At 71.7% G+C, this 14,562-nt stretch carries 14 protein-coding genes, 1 tRNA gene, 1 pseudogene and 3 riboswitches; of the genes and pseudogenes, 10 read left to right on the top strand and 6 right to left on the bottom strand.

Annotated elements, in window-relative coordinates; all coding sequences use genetic code 11:
• Positions 1–8: 8 nt before the first annotated feature.
• The 5 genes from SCMU_RS02780 (at position 9) to SCMU_RS02800 (ending at position 4,164) form a co-directional block, all read left to right on the top strand.
• Entirely contained in the window at positions 9–734 is a 726-nt protein-coding gene (locus SCMU_RS02780) for a response regulator transcription factor (RefSeq protein ID WP_229231477.1), read from the top strand.
• Complete coding sequence (locus SCMU_RS02785; protein ID WP_229231478.1) at positions 731–2,074, top strand: HAMP domain-containing sensor histidine kinase; 1,344 nt, start codon at positions 731–733, stop codon at positions 2,072–2,074. Before SCMU_RS02780 ends, SCMU_RS02785 begins: the two co-directional genes overlap by 4 nt.
• Positions 2,075–2,160: 86 nt before the next feature.
• Positions 2,161–2,245 (top strand) — tRNA-Ser (locus SCMU_RS02790).
• Positions 2,246–2,431: 186 nt separating this feature from the next.
• Complete coding sequence (locus SCMU_RS02795) at positions 2,432–3,613, top strand: M23 family metallopeptidase (RefSeq protein ID WP_229231480.1); 1,182 nt, start codon at positions 2,432–2,434, stop codon at positions 3,611–3,613.
• A gap of 47 nt (positions 3,614–3,660) precedes the next feature.
• A complete protein-coding gene (locus tag SCMU_RS02800; protein WP_229231481.1) occupies positions 3,661–4,164 on the top strand; it encodes a glutathione peroxidase in 504 nt (167 codons plus the stop codon).
• 118 nt (positions 4,165–4,282) lie between these two features.
• Here the strand turns inward: SCMU_RS02800 and SCMU_RS02805 are convergent, their stop codons facing one another.
• The gene (locus SCMU_RS02805; RefSeq protein WP_229231482.1) at positions 4,283–5,173 is read right to left on the bottom strand and encodes a Cof-type HAD-IIB family hydrolase; all 891 of its coding nucleotides are present in this window, start codon (positions 5,171–5,173) and stop codon (positions 4,283–4,285) included.
• Positions 5,174–5,290: 117 nt separating this feature from the next.
• Here SCMU_RS02805 and SCMU_RS02810 point away from each other — a divergent pair, with 117 nt between their 5' ends.
• Both SCMU_RS02810 and SCMU_RS02815 read left to right on the top strand, forming a co-directional pair.
• Entirely contained in the window at positions 5,291–5,590 is a 300-nt protein-coding gene (locus SCMU_RS02810) for a type II toxin-antitoxin system VapB family antitoxin (RefSeq protein ID WP_229231483.1), read from the top strand.
• A 7-nt stretch (positions 5,591–5,597) separates the two neighbouring features.
• Positions 5,598–6,239, top strand: coding sequence for a LytR C-terminal domain-containing protein (locus tag SCMU_RS02815; protein WP_229231484.1), 642 nt, complete (start codon positions 5,598–5,600; stop codon positions 6,237–6,239).
• Between the two features lie 28 nt (positions 6,240–6,267).
• Here the strand turns inward: SCMU_RS02815 and SCMU_RS02820 are convergent, their stop codons facing one another.
• Positions 6,268–6,912: a TetR/AcrR family transcriptional regulator gene (locus SCMU_RS02820; protein WP_229231485.1), complete on the bottom strand. Its 645-nt coding sequence runs from the start codon at positions 6,910–6,912 to the stop codon at positions 6,268–6,270.
• Positions 6,913–7,051: 139 nt separating this feature from the next.
• A riboswitch (glycine riboswitch) is annotated at positions 7,052–7,145 on the top strand.
• Positions 7,146–7,247: riboswitch (glycine riboswitch) on the top strand.
• 49 nt (positions 7,248–7,296) lie between these two features.
• Between SCMU_RS02820 and cycA the strand changes: the two genes are divergently transcribed.
• The 3 genes from cycA (at position 7,297) to SCMU_RS02835 (ending at position 10,177) form a co-directional block, all read left to right on the top strand.
• The gene (gene cycA, locus SCMU_RS02825) at positions 7,297–8,772 is read left to right on the top strand and encodes a D-serine/D-alanine/glycine transporter (RefSeq protein ID WP_229231486.1); all 1,476 of its coding nucleotides are present in this window, start codon (positions 7,297–7,299) and stop codon (positions 8,770–8,772) included.
• An 82-nt stretch (positions 8,773–8,854) separates the two neighbouring features.
• A riboswitch (glycine riboswitch) is annotated at positions 8,855–8,954 on the top strand.
• Between the two features lie 144 nt (positions 8,955–9,098).
• A complete protein-coding gene (locus SCMU_RS02830) occupies positions 9,099–9,953 on the top strand; it encodes a methylenetetrahydrofolate reductase (RefSeq protein WP_229231487.1) in 855 nt (284 codons plus the stop codon).
• The gene (locus SCMU_RS02835; RefSeq protein ID WP_229231488.1) at positions 9,950–10,177 is read left to right on the top strand and encodes a hypothetical protein; all 228 of its coding nucleotides are present in this window, start codon (positions 9,950–9,952) and stop codon (positions 10,175–10,177) included. Before SCMU_RS02830 ends, SCMU_RS02835 begins: the two co-directional genes overlap by 4 nt.
• 92 nt (positions 10,178–10,269) lie before the next feature.
• On the opposite strand, the gene SCMU_RS02840 is transcribed toward SCMU_RS02835, so the two are convergent.
• The 4 genes and pseudogenes from SCMU_RS02840 to SCMU_RS21115 form a co-directional block, all read right to left on the bottom strand.
• The gene (locus SCMU_RS02840) at positions 10,270–11,274 is read right to left on the bottom strand and encodes a sugar phosphate isomerase/epimerase family protein (RefSeq protein WP_229231489.1); all 1,005 of its coding nucleotides are present in this window, start codon (positions 11,272–11,274) and stop codon (positions 10,270–10,272) included.
• A 28-nt stretch (positions 11,275–11,302) separates the two neighbouring features.
• On the bottom strand, positions 11,303–12,466 hold the full coding sequence (locus tag SCMU_RS02845; RefSeq protein ID WP_229231490.1) for a Gfo/Idh/MocA family protein: 1,164 nt from the start codon (positions 12,464–12,466) through the stop codon (positions 11,303–11,305).
• Between the two features lie 16 nt (positions 12,467–12,482).
• Entirely contained in the window at positions 12,483–13,607 is a 1,125-nt protein-coding gene (locus SCMU_RS02850) for a Gfo/Idh/MocA family protein (protein WP_229231491.1), read from the bottom strand.
• Positions 13,604–14,364 (bottom strand): annotated as a pseudogene (locus SCMU_RS21115) (sugar phosphate isomerase/epimerase family protein). Before SCMU_RS21115 ends, SCMU_RS02850 begins: the two are co-directional and overlap by 4 nt.
• Positions 14,365–14,562: the final 198 nt, after the last annotated feature.

The raw sequence follows: 14,562 nt of genomic DNA on the forward strand, positions 1-14,562 counted from the left end.
ATGAAGGTGTGGAAGAGCGCAACGAGGGCGAGGGGCGCGGGCTCGTGCTCGTGGTCGAGGACGAGGGGCCGATCGCGGACCTCGAGCGCCTGTACCTCGCGCGGGCGGGCTACGGGGTGCACGTCGAGCGGGACGGGGGCCAGGCGTTGGCCCGCATCCGGCAGCTGCGGCCCGTGGCGATCGTGCTGGACGTGGGCCTGCCTGGCATGGACGGGGTCGAGGTCTGCCGCCGGCTGCGCGAGGACGGCGACTGGACGCCCGTGATCTTCGTGACCGCCCGCGACGACGAGGTGGACCGCGTGCTGGGCCTCGAGCTCGGCGCCGACGACTACCTGACCAAGCCCTTCTCCCCCCGAGAGCTCGTGGCGCGGGTCCGGGCACTCCTGCGCCGGGCGGCCGGCCCCGCCGCCCCGGCGGCGTTGAGCGTGGGCGGCGTACGGCTGGACCTCGGGCGGCGCACCGCCGAGGCGGATGGCCGTCCCGTGGCGCTCACGGCCATGGAGTTCGACCTCCTCGCGCACCTCATGTCCCAGCCCGGGCGCGTGTTCAGCCGCGAGCAGCTCCTCGCCGCCGTGTGGGGGCAGGCGGACTACGGCGGCGGGCGGACCGTGGACGTCCACGTGGCCCAGCTGCGTGCCAAGCTCGGCGACGCGAGCCCGATCCGCACCACGCGCGGCGTCGGGTACAGCGCCGCCGCGGAAACACAGCCAGGAATGGACCCGGGACCCCGATGAGGCGCTGGCTCCGGTCCCTGCACGCGCGCGTCACGCTCGTGATGGCGGCCGTCGCCGCAGTCGCGACGCTCGTGGCCGGGCTCGTGGGCGCCCAGCTCATCCGGTCCGCAGCCGTCGACCAGGCCCGCGCCAGCCTCGCCCGCGAGGCCACCGCCCTGAGCGTCTCCGGGAACGTCACGGACCTCGCGTCCCTGCGTGAGCTCGCGTTCGGGGAGGCCGGCCGGATCGCCCTCGTGGCGCCGGATGGGATCGTGACCGGCGCCGGGCGGCGGCTCGTGAGCGCGGCGGCGGTGGAGAAGGTCCTCGGCGGGCAGTCCGTGTCCCAGTCCGAGACCGTGCTCGGCGTGCCCGTGGTGATCGAGGCGCGGCCGCTCGCGTCGGGGGGCGGACTCGTGCTCGCCGAGCCTGTCTCCGCCGTCACCCAGGCTGCCGGGCCCCTCGTGGCGCGGCTGCTGTGGGCGCTCCTGATCGGGTTCGCCGCCGCCGTGGTGGGCGGCGCCGCCGTCGCACGCTGGGTGGCGCGGCCCCTGGTGCGCCTCGCGGGGGCCGCGCGGCGGCTCGCCGGGGGCGAGCGGGGCGTGGCGGTCGACGGCGCCGGGCCGGCCGAGGTGGCCGAGGTCTCCCACGCGCTCGCGGGCCTCGATGCGTCCCTAGCAGCGAGCGAGTCGCGCCAGCGCGAGTTCCTCCTGTCCGTCTCGCACGAGATGCGCACCCCGCTCACGGCCCTGCAGGGCTACGCCGAGGCCCTCGCGGACGGCATCATCCCGGCCGCCGACGTCCCCCGCGTGGGCCGCACCCTGTCCGCCGAGACCGAGCGGCTCGACCACTTCGTCCGGGACCTGCTCGAGCTCGCGCGGCTGGAGGCCGACGACTTCCGCGTCGACGCCCAGCCGGTCGACGTCGCGGCGCTGCTGCCGGCCGTCGTGGACGCTTGGCGCGGGGTGTGGGAGCCGGCGGGCGTGGCGATGCGCGCCGAGGCCCCGGACCCTCTCCCGGTGGTCACGGACGCCCTGCGGCTCCGGCAGCTCCTCGACGGGCTCGTCGAGAACGCGCTCAGGGCCGTGCCCGCCGGGGCGCCCGTGGTGCTGTCCGGGCGGAGGGAGGGCGGCGTCGTCGTGCTCGAGGTGCGCGACGGCGGCCCCGGGCTCAGCGACGAGGACCTTGCCCACGCGTTCGAGCGGGGCGCGCTCCGTGACCGCTACGCGGGGGAGCGGAAGGTCGGCACGGGGCTCGGGCTCTCGATTGCTGCCCGGCTCGCGGGACGACTGGGGGGCCGGCTCGACGCGGGCCGGGCACCGGAGGGCGGGGCGCTGTTCGCCCTCCGACTGCCCGCCTCCTGAGGCGGCCGACGAGGGGTCGGGCATCCCCGATTCGGCGCATCGGCCGCCGTCGGGTATTCTGATACCTGCTCTTGGCGAGCACATCTGGAGGATTCGCCTAGCGGCCTATGGCGCACGCCTGGAACGCGTGTTGGGTTCACGCCCTCGGGGGTTCAAATCCCCCATCCTCCGCGGCCACGATGCCCCCGGTCCCAGCGACCGGGGGCATCGTTCGTTTCGGCGGCAGAACGGCGCCCGCGTGGCGCGGTGAGGTCCCGGCCGAAATACGGTTCCTCGACTAGCGAAACGGTCATCAGACGCACAGAATTGGAGCGTGCGCCATCCTCGGCGCCAGGACTGATTGGGGAGTCTGAGACCATGGCCCGTGCCGTCGCCGCCACATTGTCCAGACTGCGAGCCCGGTTCTCGGCCGGCCTCGCCGCCGTAGTCGCCGTGGTGGCCTTCGGCGCGGCCCCGGCGCTCGCCGGGGACGTGTACCCCGGTCCCGTGACCGCGGATCCGCATGCGGTGGTCTCGTTCTACCGCACAGACGTGGGATCGCTCGCAGCCGGCCACGTCTCGCCCGTCTACGTGGCGCAGGCGGACCTCGGCCGGCCCGAGACCGGCAAGCTGTACGCTCCCCTCACGACCCTCGTGCCCACCTCCGGATTCGGGTACCGCACGAGCCCGCTCACCGGCCAGGTCGGCGAGTTCCACTGGGGCCAGGACTTCGCCGCCGCGTGCGGCACCCCGGTCTACGCGGCCGATTCAGGCGTGGTCCGCGCCGCCGGCTGGCACCCGTGGGGAGGCGGAAACCGCGTCGAGATCGACCACGGCAACGGCCTCGTCACCACCTACAACCACATGCTCGGCGCCGCGGTGAAGACCGGGGAGCCGGTCGAGGTGGGCCAGGTGATCGGCCTTGTCGGGTCCACCGGTTCCTCGACCGGGTGCCACCTGCATTTCGAGACCATCCGCGACGGCAAGTACATCGACCCCATGACGTTCACGTTCATCCCAATCGCCCAGAAGGCGGCGCTCGGCACCGTCCAGGTCACGGACTACACGCCGAAGGACGGCAACGCGACGAACACGCGGCAGCCTTGGGCGATTCCGGCCCTCGCCCAGGAGCCCACGCCGGGCGAGACCATCACGCCCGCACCGTCCGCACCGACGCCTCCGCCGCTCGTCGACCCGACTCCCGCGGGACCGCCCGCGGCCCCGCCGAGCACCACGCAGGCCACACCGCCCGCCGCGGCGAGCCCATCGCCGTCGCCTTCGGCCTCATCGAGCACGACGGCGAGCCCGTCGCCCTCCGCGAGCCCCTCGCCGACGGCGACAGCAACTCCGAGCGCGACGCCGACCACCTCGAGCCCGACGGCTACGGCGACGCCGAGCCCGACCGCCGACCCGGCGGCGACGACGAAGGCAGCGGCGGCGCCGACGACCGCGGCCGCGACGACACCGACGGCGACCAGCACGTGCACGCCGGCTCCCACGGCGTCGCCCACCCCGACGCCGACCGCCACCACGGCGCCCACGGCGGCCGGGCACTGCTGACTGGGCTCGGCTGACGGGCTCGGCTCGCCGGGCCATAGACTGGGCCGATGAGCCTGCATGAGATCCCCCTGACCCTCAACGACGGCACCGAGACCTCGTTCGGCCGGTTCGCCGGGCACCCGGTCCTCGTGGTGAACGTCGCGTCCAAATGCGGGTACACCCGCCAGTACGACGGGCTCGAGGCCCTCTACGAGGAGTTCCGGGACCGCGGGCTCGTGGTCCTGGGCGTCCCGTGCAACCAGTTCGCTGGCCAGGAGCCCGGCACGGACTCCGAGATCGAAGAGTTCTGCCGGGTCAACTTCGGCGTCAGCTTCCCGCTCGCGGCCAAGGCCGACGTCCTGGGGAAGAACCAGCACCCGCTCTATGCCGAGCTGACGAAGTTCCCCGCCGGCGACGATCTCGGCGAGAAGGTCAAGTGGAACTTCGAGAAGTTCCTCGTGAACGGCGAGGGCGAGGTCGTCGGCCGATTCCGGTCCGCGACCGAGCCTGACTCCGCCGAGCTCCGCGGCGCGATCGAGTCCGCCCTGCCCGAGCGCGTCCCGGCCCCCTGATGCCAACCCGCTTCTGAGAGTCACCTCCTGAGAGTCACCTTCGGTGGGTCGACCCACAGGACGTGACCTTCAGGAGCTGACTCTCAGACGGGGGTCGGCAGGGTCGGGGCGCCCGGCGTCAGGGGGTGAGATCCAGGGAGCCGTGCCAGCTGCTCAGGAAGGCGAGGCCGGCGTCGTCGTGGATCACGTCGTCGCCGAGGCCGAGGAACGCGGCGGTGTGGATCTCGTAGGGCTTCTCGGGCACGCCGTCCGCGGGGCGCACGTCGATGTGGGTCACGGTGTGGCCGTTGTGGTGGAGCCAGTCGGCCATCGCGTAGTCCGTGCGGGAATCGCCCACGGTGTACCACGAGGCCGGGACGATCCCGTCGCGGCGCAGCCGCTCGCAGGCCCGCGAAGCCCCGAGGTCCTTGCCCAGCCGCACCGACTCGATGTCCGTCGAGATGATGGTGGGGTCCACGCGGTAGTCCACGGCGTCGTCACTGTCCGGCACGTGGTGGTCGAGCCGGGTGGCGCCCAGATCGTGCCGGGCCATGAGCTCGAGCGCGTCTGCGTCGAAGCGCTCCTGCTCGGCACGGTAGTCCGAGTTGGAGACGTCGACGCGCTGCTCCACGGAGACCATGGCCCTCTTCGTCTCGTCGAAGAACATGTGCTCCGAGTACTTCGCGGCCACGAGGCCGCGGACGTCGTCGGCGAACGCGGCGGGCACCGCGAGCCCATGGTCCACGTGCACCACGCCGGCGCCGCGGGCCGTGAAGGAGAACCACGTGGCGCCCTTTTCGCAGACCGCGTGCACCATGAGCTCCTCCGGCATGCCTGCGGCGACCATCGGGGCCATGACCTGCTCGCGGATGAACGCATCCGAGCGGCCGGTGTTGAAGATGATCGGGATGCCTGCGCCGCCGAGCCGGTTCAGGAGGTCGATGATCTGTGGCTTCACGTTCCGTGTCACCGGGCTGGCGATGGGGCCGTCGACGTCGAGCAGAAGGGCGAAGGGCGGGGCGGTCTCCATGGGCCCCATTCTCCCATTGGGGCCGGACGGCTCGGTGCGAATAACCGTTTGGCCACAATGCCTCGGGCCGGCCCGCGCGGGCCCCCACGGCGGGGGCCCCGCGCCTAGGCTTGAGGCGTGATTTTCAAAGCGGTGGGCGACGGGCGCCCGTACCCGGAGCATGGCTACTCGACGCCGAAGGACTGGGCCGCGCTCCCGCCGCGTCCGGTCCGCCTGGACGAGCTCGTCACCACCAAACGCACCCTCGACCTCGAGGCCCTCCTGGCCGAGGACTCAACGTTCTTCGGCGACCTCTTCCCCCACGTGGTCCAGTACAAGGGCGTGCTGTACCTCGAGGACGGGCTGCACCGGGCCGTCCGCACGGCGCTCCACCAGCGCACCGCCATCCACGCCCGCGTACTCGACCTCGACGCGTGAGACCGCCATGGCCCGCAAACCCAAGGACCTGACCCAGTACCACGGGCACCACGTGGTGAACGGCATCGAGCTGCGCACGCAGTTCGAGGAGGACCCGGACCAGCGCGAGCTGCAGAGCCGCCACTGGCGCAGGATCCGGCACGCCGTGGCGATCGCCGTCCTCGGAGCGATGCTCCTCGCGGGCATCGGCATGGCGTGGGCGGTCCTCACCGGCCGCCTGACGATCCCCCAGCCGGGCGGCAAGCAGGCGCTCGCCGCGACGTGCCCCACAGGGACCTTCGACTACCTGCCCGCGCCGACCGTCACCGTCAACGTCTTCAACGCCGCGGGCAAGGAGGGGCTCGCCGGGCAGGTCGCGGACCTGCTCAGGGCCCGCAAGTTCACGGTGAAGGACGTGGGCAACGAGCGGACCTCCGTGGACGCCGCCGCGCTCGTGCGGGGCGGACTCGGCGGGGAGGCCGCAGCGTTCACGCTCCAGCGCAACGTCCCCGGCAGCATCTACGTGCGTGACGGCCGCTCCGACGCGAGTGTGGACCTTGTCCTCGGCCCCACCTTCCAGTCGCTGATCGACCCTGCGCTCATCGACCAGACGCCCGGGCCGATCGTCTGCGCCCTCGCGAGCACGACGCCGACTCCCGCCGCCGGCTGACCGACTCGCCGGCGGCGCGGCGGACCTGCTACCGCCGGATCGGGCGCCCCTGATCGTCGAAGCGCGCACCGACCCCGAGCTGGATGAAGCGCACGGTGGCGTCCGTGCGGCGGTCCGTGTCGGCGTCGTGCGCTGCGGCCCCCTCCTCGGTGCGGCCGCGGTCCGCGCTCGCCGTGAGCGAGCCGTGCACGAGCCCGACCAACTCATCGACGTCCGCATCGGGCAGGTAGCCCTGTGCCATGGCGTCGCGGAGGATTGCGGTGAGCAGTGCGTTGAGCTCGCCCACGTGGTCCCCGAGCTTGGCGAACGACTGCGCCGAGAGCACTGCCCGCATGGCCGGACCCGGGGGGAGATGGCGGCGGGACAGGTCCTCGACCTGCGCGCGGATGTACACGGCGAGGCGGTCGATCGGGTTCTCCAGCCCGGCAAGCTGGGTCTTCAGGTCGGTCAGGAAGCGGCCCGTCTCGTCCAGCGCGTAGCCGATGAGCAGCTCCTCCATGTCCGCGTAGTAGTTGTACACGGCGGTGCGCCCGACGCCGGCCTGACGGGCCACATCCGTCATCGTCAGCCCCGGGAGGCCCTGCGTGAAGAGGAGCTGCCCGAAGGCGTCGAGGATTCGGCGCTGGGTGAGCGCTCGCTGTGCGGCGTTCGACTCGGCCTGGATGCGGGGCATGCCCCCATTTTAAGTCGATGTGTCACCAAATGGTCCCGTGTCACGCCGCGTATGTGACTCTCAGATTGACACCCGGGGGTGAGCTGCCACACACTGAACCAGTCGCGGCCGGGGTCGCGGCCACAACTGAACACGCCGACCATCCGCAGCGGGAGAACCCTGCCGTTCCCGCAGGTGCCGTAGGAGCAACTCCTCCCCAGGAATCTCTCAGGCCCACGTACCGCCGCGGACAGGCAACTCTGGAAAGCAGCCCGTGCCCCGGGCTCACCGACGGTGCAAGCGACCCGCCACAGCGGGGGAGCGGAATCTCTCAGGTCCACGACAGAGCGGGGAGGATCCCAATCATCGCGGCACGCCGACGTGCCGCAGGACGGTGGAGACCCCATGACGACTGACCCATCCGGGACCGCGCTCGAGGAGCAGCAGCCCCACCTCGACCGGCAGCTCAGCAACCGACACATCCAGCTCATCGCGATCGGCGGCGCGATCGGCACGGGACTCTTCATGGGCTCCGGCAAGACCATCTCGGCGGCCGGCCCGTCCGTGGTCTTCGTGTACATGATCATCGGCTTCATGCTCTTCTTCGTGATGCGCGCGATGGGGGAGCTGCTCCTCTCCAACCTCCACTACAAGTCGTTCGGCGACTTCGCCGCCGACCTGCTCGGGCCCTGGGCGGGCTTCTTCACGGGCTGGACGTACTGGTTCTGCTGGGTCGTGACCGGCATCGCGGACGTCGTGGCCATCGCCGGCTACGCGCAGGAGCTGTGGCCCGGCATCCCGGTCTGGATCCCAGGCGTCGTCACCATCGCGATCCTCCTGCTGCTCAACCTGACGGCGGTGCGGGCGTTCGGTGAGACGGAGTTCTGGTTCGCGCTCATCAAGATCGTCGCGATCGTGGCGCTCATCGTCACGGGCCTCGTGATGGTCTTCACGGGCTTCTCCGCCGAGTCGGGGACGGCCAGCTTCACCAACCTGTGGTCCCACGGCGGCTTCTTCCCCCACGAGTTCATGGGCTTCGTGGCAGGCTTCCAGATTGCCGTCTTCGCGTTCGTGGGCATCGAGCTGGTCGGCACCACCGCGGCCGAGGCGAAGGACCCCGAGAAGAACCTCCCCAAGGCGATCAACTCCATCCCGATCCGCGTCCTGCTGTTCTACGTGGGCGCCCTGGTGATCCTCATGTCGGTCATCCCGTGGACGCAGTTCGCCGCGGGCCACAGCCCGTTCATCGCGATGTTCTCCCTGGCCGGCCTCGGCGCCGCCGCGACCATCGTCAACCTCGTGGTCCTGACCTCCGCGATGTCCAGCGCGAACTCGGGCATCTACTCGACCTCCCGTATGGTCTACGGACTCGCCCAGGAGGGCGACGCGCCGGCGGTCTTCTCACGGCTGTCCCGCCGCAAGGTGCCTCAGAACGCGCTGTTCCTCTCCTGCGTCCTGCTGCTCTCCGGCATCGTGCTCCTGTACGCGGGCCAGGACATCGGCAAGGCGTTCGACATGGTGACCACGGTCTCGGCCGTGTGCTTCATCTTCGTCTGGTCCATCATCCTGGCGAGCTACCTCGTCTTCCGCAGGCGCCGCCGGCGCCTCCACGAGGAATCGGTGTTCAAGATGCCCGGCGGCGTGCCCATGGTCTGGGTTGTGTTCGCGTTCTTCGCGTTCGTCCTCTGGACCCTGACCACTCAGCCGGACACGTTCCTGGCGCTCGTCGTCACCCCGATGTGGTTCGTGGTCCTCGGCATCGCCTGGCTCATCATGCGGCGCCGCCCGGCCCACGTGGCCCGCTACGAGGCGTTCCACCGGGACCTCGAGGAGGAGGCCGCCCTCGAACAGGCCGTCCGCGCCCCGGAGCGTGCCGAGTGAAAGCGGCGGTGCGGTAGCCGCGCGAGGCGCCCACCCGGCGTCGCCCGCGAGACCCACAGCAGACCTCAACTGAATACGCCTTCGAACCGCGGCGGGAGAGCCCTCCCCGCTACCAGCCGGCAGGCGCCGTAGGAGCAAATCCTCCCCAGGAATCTCTCAGGCCCCCGTACCGCCGCGGCGAGGAACCTCTGGAAAGCAGCCCGTGCGCGGGCTCACCGACGGTGCAAGCGGAGCCAACCGATCCGCGGAAACTCTCAGGTCCATGACAGAGCGGGGAGGAACGCCATCCATGCCGGGCAGCGCCCGGCCAGACCCTGGAGTTCACCATGACCGTTCACCCAGTCCAGCGCGAAACGCGCCCCGCGGCCGACAGCGGCGCCGCCCGCCCCGGCGTGCGCCTGCCCGTGCGCCTAGAGATCGTGCCGACCGAGGACATCCTCCCCGCGGTTGCCACGACCGTCCCCGAGGGCGCCTCCCTCGCCGTGACGTGCCTTCCGCGGCACGGCATCGAGACCACGGCCGAGGCCTCCGTGCGGCTCGCTGGCCTCGGGTACCGCGTGGTGCCGCACCTCGCCGCACGGGGGATCGCGGACCGGGCCCGCCTCGCCCGTGCGCTCCGCGGGTTCGAGGCCGCGGGGATCACGGAGGTGTTCGCGGTCGGCGGCGACACCGCCCAGCCCGCGGGACCGTACGCCGACGCGCTGCAGCTCATGGAGGACATCGCGGACCTCTCCGGCGGGCGGCTCGCGATCGGCGTCGCGGGCTACCCCGAGGGCCATCCCTCACACGGCGCGGTCGAGCTCCTCGACGCGCTCTTGAAGAAGCAGCACCTCGCCTCGAGCGTCGTGACGCAGATGTGCTTCTCAGCTCCGGTCGTCGGCGACTACGTCTCGCTCCTGCGCGCGGAGGGCGTCGATCTGCCCGTCTGGGCAGGCGTGACGGGGCCGGTGGGACGGGCGCGGCTCATCTCCCTGGCAACCCGGATCGGCGTGGGGCCCTCGCTGAAGTTCATCACCCGCAAGGGCCCCCTCGCCCGGCGGCTCCTCCGCGCCGACGCCTACTCGTCCGAGACGCTCGCGCAGGACCTCTCGGCGCCGCGGATGGGCCTCGCCGGAATCCACCTGTTCACGTTCAACAACCTCGACCTGCCCCCGTTCGCCCTCGCCGGGACGGGACGGTGAGCGTGGCGACGGTCGCGGGCCGCCCCTGGCTCGGGCTGCGCCGGGGCGCCCTCGTGCAGATCAAGGCGGACGGGCGGTACCTCGGCGAGGGCACGGTGGACGGCCTCAGCCGCGACGGTTCCACGCTGTGGGTCCAGTTCGGCGGGGTCGAGGGGCGCCGGATGTTCCAGCGCACCGATGACGTGCAGATCGGCCTGGCTCGCCGCGCGCACCCCGTGCGGTAGCACCCCAAGCGGGGGAGAGCGCACGACGGCGGGTGCCGGCCGCCGTCGTGCGTACCCATTGCGCGCTGGGGAGGGACTTCGCGTACCCGTCATCAGACCTGGTTGCTGAAGGCCGCGTCGAAGGACGCGCTGGAGGGTGCGAAGTCGAACTTCTTGAGGGCCGCGAGGGCCTCGGGGGCGCCGATGAGGCGGTCCATGCCGGCGTCCTCCCATTCGATGCTGATGGGGCCGTCGTAGCCGATCGCGGTCAGGGCGCGGAAGCAGTCCTCCCATGGCACGTCGCCGCGGCCGGCGGAGACGAAGTCCCAGCCGCGGTGCGGGTCGCCCCAGGTCAGGTGCGAGGACAGGATGCCGGCGCGGCCGTTGCCCATGCGCATCCGGGTGTCCTTGCAGTCCACGTGGTAGATGCGCTCGGCGAAGTCGGTGATGAACGCGACCGGGTCCAGGCCCTGCCACATCATGTGGGAGGGGTCCCAGTTCAGCCCGAAGGCCTCGCGGTGGCCGATGGCCTCGAGCGCGCGCTGGGTGGACCAGTAGTCGTAGGCGATCTCGGACGGGTGGACCTCGTGGGCGAACCGGACCCCGCACTCGTCGAACACGTCCAGGATCGGATTCCAGCGGTCCGCGAAGTCCTTATAGCCGGCCTCGATGACCTCGGCGGGCACGGGCGGGAACATGGCCACGTACTGCCAGATCTTCGAGCCCGTGAACCCCACGACCGTGCTGACCCCGAGCGCCTTGGCCAGGCGCGCGGTGTCCTTGAGGTCCTCCGCGGCGCGGCGCCGCACGCCCTCGGGATCGCCGTCGCCCCACACCCGCGAGCCGACGATCGCCTGGTGGCGGAAGTCGATCGGGTCGTCGCACACGGCCTGGCCCTTGAGGTGGTTCGAGATCGCGAAGAGCTTCAGTCCGTGGCGTTCGAGGACGCCGAGGCGCTCGGCGACGTAGGCCTCGTCGTCCCAGCGGGCGGCGTCGAGGTGCTCGCCGGAGACGGCGATCTCGAGGCCGTCGTAGCCCCAGCCGGCCGCGAGCTCGGCAACCTCCTCGAGCTTCAGGTCGGCCCACTGGCCGGTGAACAGGGTGAACTGGCGGGGCATCGGTACTCCTTGGGCGTGGGTGGGACGGTCAGAGGGCCACGGCGGCGGACTTGGCGGCCGCGGACTCCTCGATCGCGGCGAGGACGCGCTGGACCTGCAGGCCCTCCTCGAACGACGGCGAGGGCTCCCCGCCGTCGCGGATCGCGGCGAGGAAGTCGCGCACCTCGTGAGTGAAGGTGTGCTCCCAGCCGATCATGTGGCCCTGCGGCCACCACGCGTCCATGTACGGGTGGCCCGGCTCGGTCACGACGATCCGGCGGAAGCCCTGCTCCTCGGCAGGGACCGTCGCGTCGAGGAACTCGAGCTCGCCGAGGCGCTCGAGGTCGAACGCGAGGGCCCCGGCCGAGCCGTAGACCTCGAGCCGCAGCGAGTTCTTCCTGCCGGTCGCGGCCCGGGAGACCTCGACCGAGGCGACCGCCCCCGAGGCGAGGGACAGCGTGGCCCATGCGGCGTCGTCGACCGTGACGTCCTCGGGCCCGTCCGGGCCGGGGCGCCGCCCCACGAACGTGTGCAGGCGGCCCGAGGCGTCGATGACCGTGTCCCCGGTGAGGAACTGGACCTGGTCGATCGCGTGCGAGGCGATGTCGCCGAGCGCCCCGGACCCGGCGGTCTCCCTGCGGAGCCGCCACGTCATCGGCGCGTCCTCGTCGGCGAGCCAGTCCTGGAGGTACGAGGCCCGCACCTCGCGGACCGTGCCGAGGCGGCCGTCCGCGATGAGCTGGCGCGCGTAGGCCAGGGCGGGGACACGGCGGTAATTGAACCCCACCATCGAGGCGACGCCGCGCGCCCGGGCCGCCCGCGCGGCGTCGACCATCCGCTCCGCCTCGGCGAGCGAATTCGCGAGCGGCTTCTCCACGAGGACGTGCTTGCCCGCCTCGAGCGCGGCGATCGCGATCTCGGCGTGCAGCCACCCGGGCGCGCAGATGTCCACGATGTGCACGTCGTCGCGGGCGATGGCCTCGCGCCAGTCCGTCGCGGACTCCGCCCACCCGTACCGGGCGGCCGCCTCGGCCACGTCCTCCGCGTGGCGCCCCACGAGGACTCTCTGCTCGACCGCGGGGACGTCGAAGAACGCGCCGACGCTGCGCCAGGCCTGCGAATGCGCCTTGCCCATGAACGCGTAGCCGATCATCGCCACACCAAGGGGCGCAGGGGCCTCGCGGGGCGTGGCCGAAGGGGGTGAGGGTGCCATGTTCCTGCCTCCTTGGTCAGAGCGTAGCGGCCAGCGGGTCCCAGTCCTCGGGCAGCGGCTCCGCGGCGGTCGCAGTGCTCTGCACGTCGACGAACGAGTGCGCCTCGATGGACTCGGCGATCGAGACCATGGCGTCCAGGACGTGGTACGCTGTCTCGCCCTGCGCCCGGTGCGGCCGCCCGGCGCGCAGCGCCCGTGCCATCTCGAGGACGCCGGTCCCGCGGGTGCTCGTCGCGCCGGTCGAGGGGATCACCTCGGGCTCGTCCGAGTCACGCCGTGTGATGGTGACGTCGCCATCGAACATGTTCGGATCGGGGAACGCGATCGTCGCCTCCGTCCCGGTCACCTCGACGAAGCCGTGCCGCTTGAGCGGGGAGTCGAAGCTGAAGATGCTCTGGGAGCTCTCCCCGCCGGAGAACTCGGCCAGCGCGCTCACGTGGGTCGGCACGGTCACGTCGAACACCTCGCCAGCGCGGGGTCCGGAGCCGATGACCCGGGTCTCCCGGGACTTGGAGCCGACCGCGGCCACGCGTTCGATCGCGCCGAACGTCTGGATCAGCGTGGTGAGGTAGTACGGGCCAATGTCGAAGAGCGGGCCGGCGCCCTCCTGGAACAGGAACGCGGGGTTCGGGTGCCACGACTCGGGGCCGGGGGACTGCATGAGGGTCAGGGCCGTGAGCGGCGTGCCGATGTCACCCCGCTTGATCATGCGCAGTGCCGTCTGCAGGCCCGCGCCGAGGAACGTGTCCGGGGCGCAGCCGAGGCGCAGGCCGGCCGCGTCCGCGGCCTTGAGCAGCCCGAGGCCGCTCTCCCGGTCCAGGGAGAAGGGCTTCTCGCTCCAGACGTGCTTGCCCGCCGCGACGGCGGCCTGGGCCACCTCGACGTGGGCGGCCGGGATCGTGAGGTTCACGACGATCTCGACGTCCGGGTGCGACAGCGCGACGTCCGGGGTGCCGTGCTCGGCCACGCCGAACTCGGACGCCCGTGCCGCGGCGGCCTCCGGGAAGAGGTCCGCGACGACGTGGACATCCACGTCGGGGAAGGCCGTGAGATTGGTCAGGTACTCCTTGGCGATGACGCCGGCGCCGATGACGGCGACGCCGACGGGTCCGCGCTTGGGGCTCGTGGTGGGCTGGCTCATGCCTGGGAAGCCTCCTTTGCAGGGGTGCCGGCCTCGAGGTAGGCCAGGCTGTCGGTGACGGCGTCGAACATCTCGCCGGCGAAGTCGTCGAGCTCGACCACGCCGACCTCCACGGAGCCGGCGGCCCGGAGGACGTCCCAGACGGGCATCTTCCCCGCCCCGACCGCGACCTGGTCCTTCGGCTCGAGGGTGAGCGGGCCGTCCTTGATGTGGATGAAACGGACGCGGTCACCGAGCCGGGCGAGGAGCGCCGGGACGTCCTCGCCGCCGACCGCGGCCCAGTAGGTGTCCACCTCGAGGACCACCGCGGGGTCGAGGTTCTCCGCGAGGACCTCGAGAGCCGAGCGGTCGCCGAGCCGATGCGGGACTCGAGCTCGAACTGGTGGTTGTGGTAGCCGACGCGGATGCCGTAGCCGGCGCCCTTTGCAGCGGCGGCGTTGAGCCCGGCCGCGGTCTCCTTGACCTGCTCCTCGGTGGTCCATCTCGACGGGTCCACGAAGGGATCGATCACGGTGCCGATGCCGAGGGTCCGTGCCGCGGCGAAGATCGCATCCTGGTCCTCGCGCAGGAGGGGCGCGTGGCCGCTCGGCGCCGTGAGGCCATTGGCGGCCAGCGTCTCGGCGAGCGGGCCCGCGGTCGCGACGAAGTTGTAGGGCTCGACGGCGGTGAAGCCGGCCTTCGCGACCCGCTCGATGGTTCCGGGAAGGTCCTGCTCGAGGAGTCCTCGGAGGGTGTACAGCTGGAGGGAGTAGAGCACGGGCTCTCCTTGGAGTCATGGGGGCCAGCCGCCAGCCGGCAGCGCCGGGGGCAGGATCCGTCCGGAGCGACGCCCGGACTCGGTGATTCATTCAACGTAGGCCAACTTATGACGATGGTCAAGCAAAAGTTTGTGTCACGCCGTTCCTCTTTGGGCTGACTCTTGTGACACGGGCAAGGCGTCCGTGCTATCCCTGAC

The sequence above is a fragment of the Sinomonas cyclohexanicum genome, from assembly GCF_020886775.1.
GTDB classification, from domain to species: domain Bacteria; phylum Actinomycetota; class Actinomycetes; order Actinomycetales; family Micrococcaceae; genus Sinomonas; species Sinomonas cyclohexanicum.